Below are 6,393 nucleotides of genomic sequence, written 5' to 3'. Positions count from 1 at the left end.
AAATGATGATTTTTGTTCCTTATGAAGGCTTTTTTGAGCTGCATAGCCTTAGCTACGGAGCAAAAAAAAGACGAATAGGGGGCAAAAAGGACATTTTTTTAGCCAATTAAATCCAGTTTAAACAAGCTCTTATTATAGCAGTCGGTACAACGCACAAAATATTTTAACTGCGATTGTTATTTTTGTGTTAAAGGAACGGACAGGCCCGTCTTATAAAGAAAGATTGTCAGCGACCCACGATTCTATAAGGAACCTTGCTATGGAATCACTCCTGGAAAGTTCCAGTTTTCCGGAAGCAACAAGTTCTTTTATTTCTTTTGCGGAATACCAGGCAGCATCTTTTATCTCCACATTATCCACCTGAAATTCCGGTGACGAAACCGTTGCCCTGAACCCGATCATTACCGAAGAAGGAAACGGCCAGGGCTGCGAGGATACATATGTCATACTTTCCACATCGACATTGATTTCTTCTTTCATTTCCCGTATCACCGCATTTTCAAGGCTCTCGCCTACTTCCACAAATCCTGCAAAGGTGGAACACCTGTAGCTGTCTCCGGTCTTTACCCTGTTCAGGAGGCACCGGGGCCCGTCATTCCCGACACGGTATTCTACCAATACGATAACGGCCGGATCTATACGGGGATAAATGATTTTTGCACAGGTTTTATCGGTACATATGCGGTGATGGCCACGTTCACGGCTCTCCGTTCTGCTGCCACAAACCCCACAGAATACGTGGTTGGCATTCCATTCTGCTAGGGCCTTGGCATAGGCCAGTATAGCCGCTTCTTTACGGTCTATGTCATGTACCACATGACGAAGGTCAAGAAAATCTCCTTCTCCCAACCACGGAAGTATTTCTTCCGGTTTCCGGCGGGAGAGGTCCAGACAGATAATTTCGCGGTCGTCTTCCATTCCCAGGAAAAAGAACTCCGTGAAAGCGGTTAATTGAACAATTGTCCCGGTAATGTAAGGCGTACCGGATGTGCTGAAGAAAAATTTTCCCTGCCACAAACAGACTGCATGGTACAATGTGGCGCCATTCCTGCCTTCCCTCATATGGGGTGCACGATCAAAACCGGTATTGCTGTAATACTGCACGCTTTCCATATCAGACCTCTTTCAGGCCTTCGGCCCAGTTGTTAGCCCAGCGTCCCAGCGGGGAAAGAAGCGCGAAAACTTCTTTTCCCATAGGTGTAAGTGCATAACCGTCCACGGTTCTTTCTATGAACCGGGCCTGTATTAATTCCTTGAGCCTCTTGTTCAGGGTAGTCGGTGAAATGGTTTCGCAGTAGTCCTGAAGTTGTCGGAAAGTACGGGGGCCGGCAGATAAATGCCATATAATGCCCATAGCCCAGCTTCGTCCCAGAAGATCAAGAAGAGCCATAATAGGTTGTCCGGATCTGGACCCGCGAACGGGAGATCCTGGTGTGGGAAATGCCATAGTCCTTGTTTTGCTACATTAAGTGTAGCAAAGCTACGCAATATGTAGCATTTACGAAAATATTTTTCAGAAGGGTACCTTTGACAGGTCGGTAGTTCTTGCGGAGGCCCGTGGTTTCCTGTTGTTCCTTACCCTTCAATACCGGTTGCATAACGCCCCGTGCAGAGGACGGGGCAATGCCGGACAACAGCACCGGATATCATCATATCACGGGGTTATTTAACCCTTTTCACACGCACTGCATTCAATCCTTTAAGTCCCTTTTCAAGTTCGAAGGTTACTTTATCGTCCTCCTCCACTTCATCTATAAGACCATTGATATGTACGAAATATTTTTCACCCGAACTCTGTTCGCGTATAAAGCCATAGCCTTTGGAATGGTTGAAAAAAGCGACCTTACCTTCACGTTCCGCGGGCACTTCATCTTCCTCCGCTTTTTTAGGAACCCCGATTTCGATACTTTCGGCATCAATTTCTATCTTGTTTGCCGGGTCCGGAGGAGTATCGGTCAGACGGCCGTATTCATCCACATACACAAGCATATCTTCCAGGCTGTTGTTTTTAGGGCCGGCTTTTCGTTCGTCCTTCTTCTGTTGTTTTTCCTTTTTCTTTTTTAAACGTTTTTTTTCCCGTTCCTTTTTGCCGAAGCTTTCTTGTGATCTTGCCATTAAACGATAGGTTTTTGTTTTTTTTATTAATAATTTTTATCTCTTTTTTATATAAATTATGCGGGCAGGTCGTATGAAAATAACCGAAGAACAAAACTCTTTTACACGGAATGAATGTCCGAAGAATTATTTTTTGATAGGCTTTTGCACGATTACCATGGAGTAAAGGTACAATATTTGTCAGGAATTTAATAAAAACAGCCCGATTTATACGGTTTTCCTGTAACCGGATGGGTTTATCCTGAGATCAGGACCTCTGGATTCCCTTATAATTACACGGAGTTGTCCCGGTTTTCCCAGGGAGAGCGCGAGTACTTTTCAAATGGTATACCTTCCACGGATTTCGGGCGGCCCGGTCAGACCAAAGGCATCCGCATATTGATAATATGCTTTACAAAACCGGCTTTTTCATAGGCTTTTATTGCTGCCTCATTGGCACTGTAAACATTTAATCGCATTTCCGTAACACCCTGTTTGAGACTCCATTTTTTCAGGGCGTCCACGATCTGTTTATTGACTCCTTTTCCGCGATACCCGGGACGGACATACATAAAGCCGAGGTATGCATATTTTTCGTGTTTCAGATAAGGCAGGGCTTCCATAATACGGGCATATCCGGACCCTATGAGTTGTCCGTCGCATTCCGCAACAACGACCTCGGTATTGCTGTCCTCTATATAGGCCCCAAGGTCGTAATAACTTATTTTTTCCTCTTTGAGCGTGCTGTCAAAGGGACGTTCGGCCTCAATAATGCCCTGCTCGAATTCGAGCAACGTATCCAGGTCACCCGGAGTGGCTTGTCTTATTTGTATTTCATCCATTTTTATCCGGAGGTTACAAATGAACTCATCTTAACTTTTCTAATTGGCTACAAAATGATCTTTTTGCTCCGGATTTCGCCTTTTTCTTACTCCGTAGCTATGGCTATGCAGCGCAAAAAAGCCTGCATCCGGAACAAAAATCTCTATTTTTCACTTCAATCAAAAAGTAAAAATGAGTTCAACAGGGAAAGTGACAAAAACTGTCACATATCAGATTAAAAAATACAGGTTTTTATTTCAAGGTGTCTTTATGCAGGACGAGCAAAGGAGTGGTGCTGTGATAACTCATTTGCCGTACGGGTGATTTGCCGAGAAGGTTATCCAGAAAGTTATCTTTTTCCGCTGCCATGCACAGGAGGTCTATTTCCCTGCTCTCCACAAAGAGCCTTGTGGCCATGTTCAAAGGAGCATCCGTTAGCAGGAAAAAAGAAGTATTCATGCCTTCGCAGACCTTTTTTATACCGTTTTTCACTTCTTCCTTTCTTTCACTCCATTCTTCTCTTCCTTCTTCTACATGATAAAACCTTATATTGGAAGAAAACTTCCTGGCGATACGGAACAAAGGCTCCAGTCCTTTTTTGGTGTACACGAAAGTATAGTCCGTAGCAAACCCTATCTCATCTATCGTTTCAAACTCCAGGTTTTTCGGAATGGCGAGAATGGGGCACGGAATATTTCCTATGAGGTTGGCGGTACTGCTCCCTATGAAAAAGTCCCTGATCCCTCCTGCTCCGCGAGATCCCATAACAACAACATCAATCCCTTTGTCCTCCACGATCTTCTCCACCGCATCCGTAAAGAGATCAAATTTTATGATTATTTCCGCTTTGTGTTTTTCTCCGCCCGCACCGGTTACGGTCTTTTCCACAAGCTTTTCCAGCTTTTCTTTTGCCAGTGCCCTCGCCCCGGCAAGCATTTCGGTAGTCACACTTTCCGGGTCCATATTCCGTTCTCCCAGGGTGGGGGGTAAAACATGAAGAAAATAAAAGATGCATTCGCTGTCTTTAAAAAGTTTGAATGCATATTCGATGGCATTTTGAGCATTGTCCGAAAAATCGGTAGGCAAAAGAATTTTTTCCATTATATATATTTTAATACCGGCCGTACGGGCCGGGTCAGAGATTCATATTCGTCTGTGATGTTTCAAATTTAAGGATTCCGACGGATTATCCGGCATTGTTCTGTAAAATAAGAAGCGGGATGTCTATGTGGTAGCACATATCCCGGGTATGACTGAGCCCGAAGAGGTGGTGCAGAAAACTGTGTTTTTTGGCTACCATACAAAGCATCTGTATATTCCTGCTCTGGACAAAAACACGTGTTGCGGTACTGAGTGAGGTCTCGGTAAGGAGGTAAAATTCCGACTGGTGACCGGCGAACTGTTTTTCCATTTCCTTTTTGGACTTTTCGTTCTCTTCGGTGAGTTCGTCTTTCTTCTGTAATACGTGATAGACATGAATACCAGCAGAAAATTTATCGGCTATGTGAAAGAATACATTCAGGTTTTTTTCCCTGTAAGCCGTATTGTAATCCGTAGCAAAAGCAATGTCTTTAAGGGGGGTGAATTTCACTTCGTCCGGGATGGCCAGGAGCGGGACGCCGATTTTCCCGATAAGACTTGCCGTGTTACTGCCTACAAGGGCTTCCTTCAGCCCGCTTGCCCCCGTAGTCCCCATAACAACCATATCTATGCGCTCCTCCTTACACACATCAACCACGGCATTCGTAAAATAATCAAATCTGGAAATGGTGCGGAAGGCATGCATTTTATCCGGATTTGAAGATAGTATCTCCTGAAGGGACTTTTCGAGTCCTTCCAGGGAAGCTGACTTTACAGCATCAAAAAGCGTTTTGGTGGCTGCGGAAGAAGTCATTACTTCTCCCGGGCTGATCGTGTTGGGGGAATATGAATTGAGCAGGTAAAAAACAGTTTCTTCACCTGTGTAAAGGGCCGTAGCATAGTTTATGGCGTTCCAAGCATTATCGGAGAAATCTGTAGGTATCAGTATGCGATACATAGTATGAGGTTTTACGGTTATACTAGAAAAAGGTACGAAAAAATACGTAAACCCTATAGCATCTGTCGTTAAATCAACCATAAATTCTCAGGGCGGATAAACAGAAAACGGGACCGAAAGAGATTTCCGGTCCCGTTTTTAAAATTTCACTGATCTTATTCGTGAAGACAGAAACGGTTACTGGGCGTTTCTTTTGGCTTCTTCTTTTAATTTTTCATCAGCAACAATAGCTAGTTCCACCCTTCGGTTTTTAGCCCTGCCGTCCGCAGTACTGTTATCGTACTTCGGCTGGTCTTCTCCGTACCACTTGGTCGTAAACCTTCCGGAAGAAATTCCCTGGCTGACCAGGAAACTGGTTACGGATTGGGCTCTTCGCTGTGAAAGTCCCATATTGTATTCGGCACTACCGGTATTATCGGTATGTCCCTCTACAAGAACAAGTGTGTTCGGATATTCCTTGAATATACCGGCAAGTTTATTTAATGTATTAGCGGATTCCGAATTTATGTCGTATTTATTGGTAGCAAAATAAACCCCGCTTTTTTCATCGAAAGTAACGTTGATCCCTTCACCGACCCTGGTTACATCCGCTCCCGGGATCTCCTCCTCGATGCGTTCTGCCTGGCGGTCCATCCGGTCCCCGATATACGTACCGGCAGCCCCCCCGACAACACCACCGATAATGGCTCCCAGTGCGGAGTTCTTCTTATTACCAATATTATTACCCAGGATACCACCAAGTACCGCACCGCCGGCGGCACCGATTACAGCGCCTTTCTCCTTGTTACCGGCATTTCTAACGGTATCACATCCTGTTGTAAACAGGGCTATGGCAATTAAAGCCGCCCCTAATTTGTTTAATGAATTTCTAAGCATAACGGATTTTTATATATGTTTTTAAAGCGATCTTGTAAAATGATACACGACGGTAATGGGCTCTCCCTCCACCGTAGTATTGGTCTGCAGGGTCATTTCCTGCTGGTTAAGGGTTACGATATCCAGCCGGTAACCATACCCGCCGCTTACATCGTTCCGCTTCTCATCGATAAATTTGAACTGAAGCTGGCTTGCCCCTTCTCCTTTTTCGTATACGGACCATCGGATATTCCTGGTCCCTTCCATGCATTCCGCTCCGGGATTAATGGTATACGAACCTGTACTGTTACTGTTCCTGAAAAACCACTGGCTTCCTTCAAAGCAGGCATCGGAAACATCGTTGAAGAGTACGGATTTAAAATTTCCGCTGTTCCCTGTGTAGGTCACGTCATTTAAAATCCAGTTGCCGACAATGGCTCCGCGATACTCCTTGTTCACCTTGGAAAGGGAACATGAAGAAGCCACCAGGGCAATCAATAAGATAAGGGTTACACGATTTTTTGTCATAATTTATGTATTTTTTATGTTTAAAAATACGTAAAAAAAATAAATTTATTGCAATA

General features: G+C 44.5%; 8 protein-coding genes. All 8 read right to left on the bottom strand.

Annotated elements, in window-relative coordinates:
- Positions 1-210 precede the first annotated feature (210 nt).
- The 8 genes from nudC to ED312_RS03455 all read right to left on the bottom strand — a co-directional run bounded on the left by nudC (position 211) and on the right by ED312_RS03455 (position 6,337).
- Entirely contained in the window at positions 211-1,113 is a 903-nt protein-coding gene (gene nudC / locus ED312_RS03490) for an NAD(+) diphosphatase (protein WP_123214618.1), read from the bottom strand.
- Position 1,114: 1 nt separating this feature from the next.
- Positions 1,115-1,447, bottom strand: a complete 333-nt coding sequence (locus ED312_RS03485) for a winged helix-turn-helix transcriptional regulator (protein WP_123214617.1) — start codon at positions 1,445-1,447, stop codon at positions 1,115-1,117.
- Between the two features lie 215 nt (positions 1,448-1,662).
- Entirely contained in the window at positions 1,663-2,115 is a 453-nt protein-coding gene (locus ED312_RS03480) for a cold-shock protein (protein ID WP_123214616.1), read from the bottom strand.
- Positions 2,116-2,471: 356 nt separating this feature from the next.
- Complete coding sequence (locus ED312_RS03475) at positions 2,472-2,936, bottom strand: GNAT family N-acetyltransferase (protein ID WP_123214615.1); 465 nt, start codon at positions 2,934-2,936, stop codon at positions 2,472-2,474.
- 232 nt (positions 2,937-3,168) lie between these two features.
- Complete coding sequence (locus tag ED312_RS03470) at positions 3,169-4,017, bottom strand: universal stress protein (RefSeq protein ID WP_123214614.1); 849 nt, start codon at positions 4,015-4,017, stop codon at positions 3,169-3,171.
- Between the two features lie 85 nt (positions 4,018-4,102).
- The gene (locus tag ED312_RS03465; RefSeq protein ID WP_170164437.1) at positions 4,103-4,954 is read right to left on the bottom strand and encodes a universal stress protein; all 852 of its coding nucleotides are present in this window, start codon (positions 4,952-4,954) and stop codon (positions 4,103-4,105) included.
- Between the two features lie 177 nt (positions 4,955-5,131).
- Complete coding sequence (locus ED312_RS03460) at positions 5,132-5,830, bottom strand: OmpA family protein (RefSeq protein ID WP_123214612.1); 699 nt, start codon at positions 5,828-5,830, stop codon at positions 5,132-5,134.
- 21 nt (positions 5,831-5,851) lie between these two features.
- Positions 5,852-6,337: a lipocalin-like domain-containing protein gene (locus ED312_RS03455; protein WP_123214611.1), complete on the bottom strand. Its 486-nt coding sequence runs from the start codon at positions 6,335-6,337 to the stop codon at positions 5,852-5,854.
- Between the last annotated feature and the right edge of the window lie 56 nt (positions 6,338-6,393).

This window comes from Sinomicrobium pectinilyticum (assembly GCF_003725735.1).
Lineage (GTDB): Bacteria > Bacteroidota > Bacteroidia > Flavobacteriales > Flavobacteriaceae > Sinomicrobium > Sinomicrobium pectinilyticum.
Note: the sequence above shows the minus strand (reverse complement) of the source record. Positions and strands in the feature narration are given on the sequence as shown.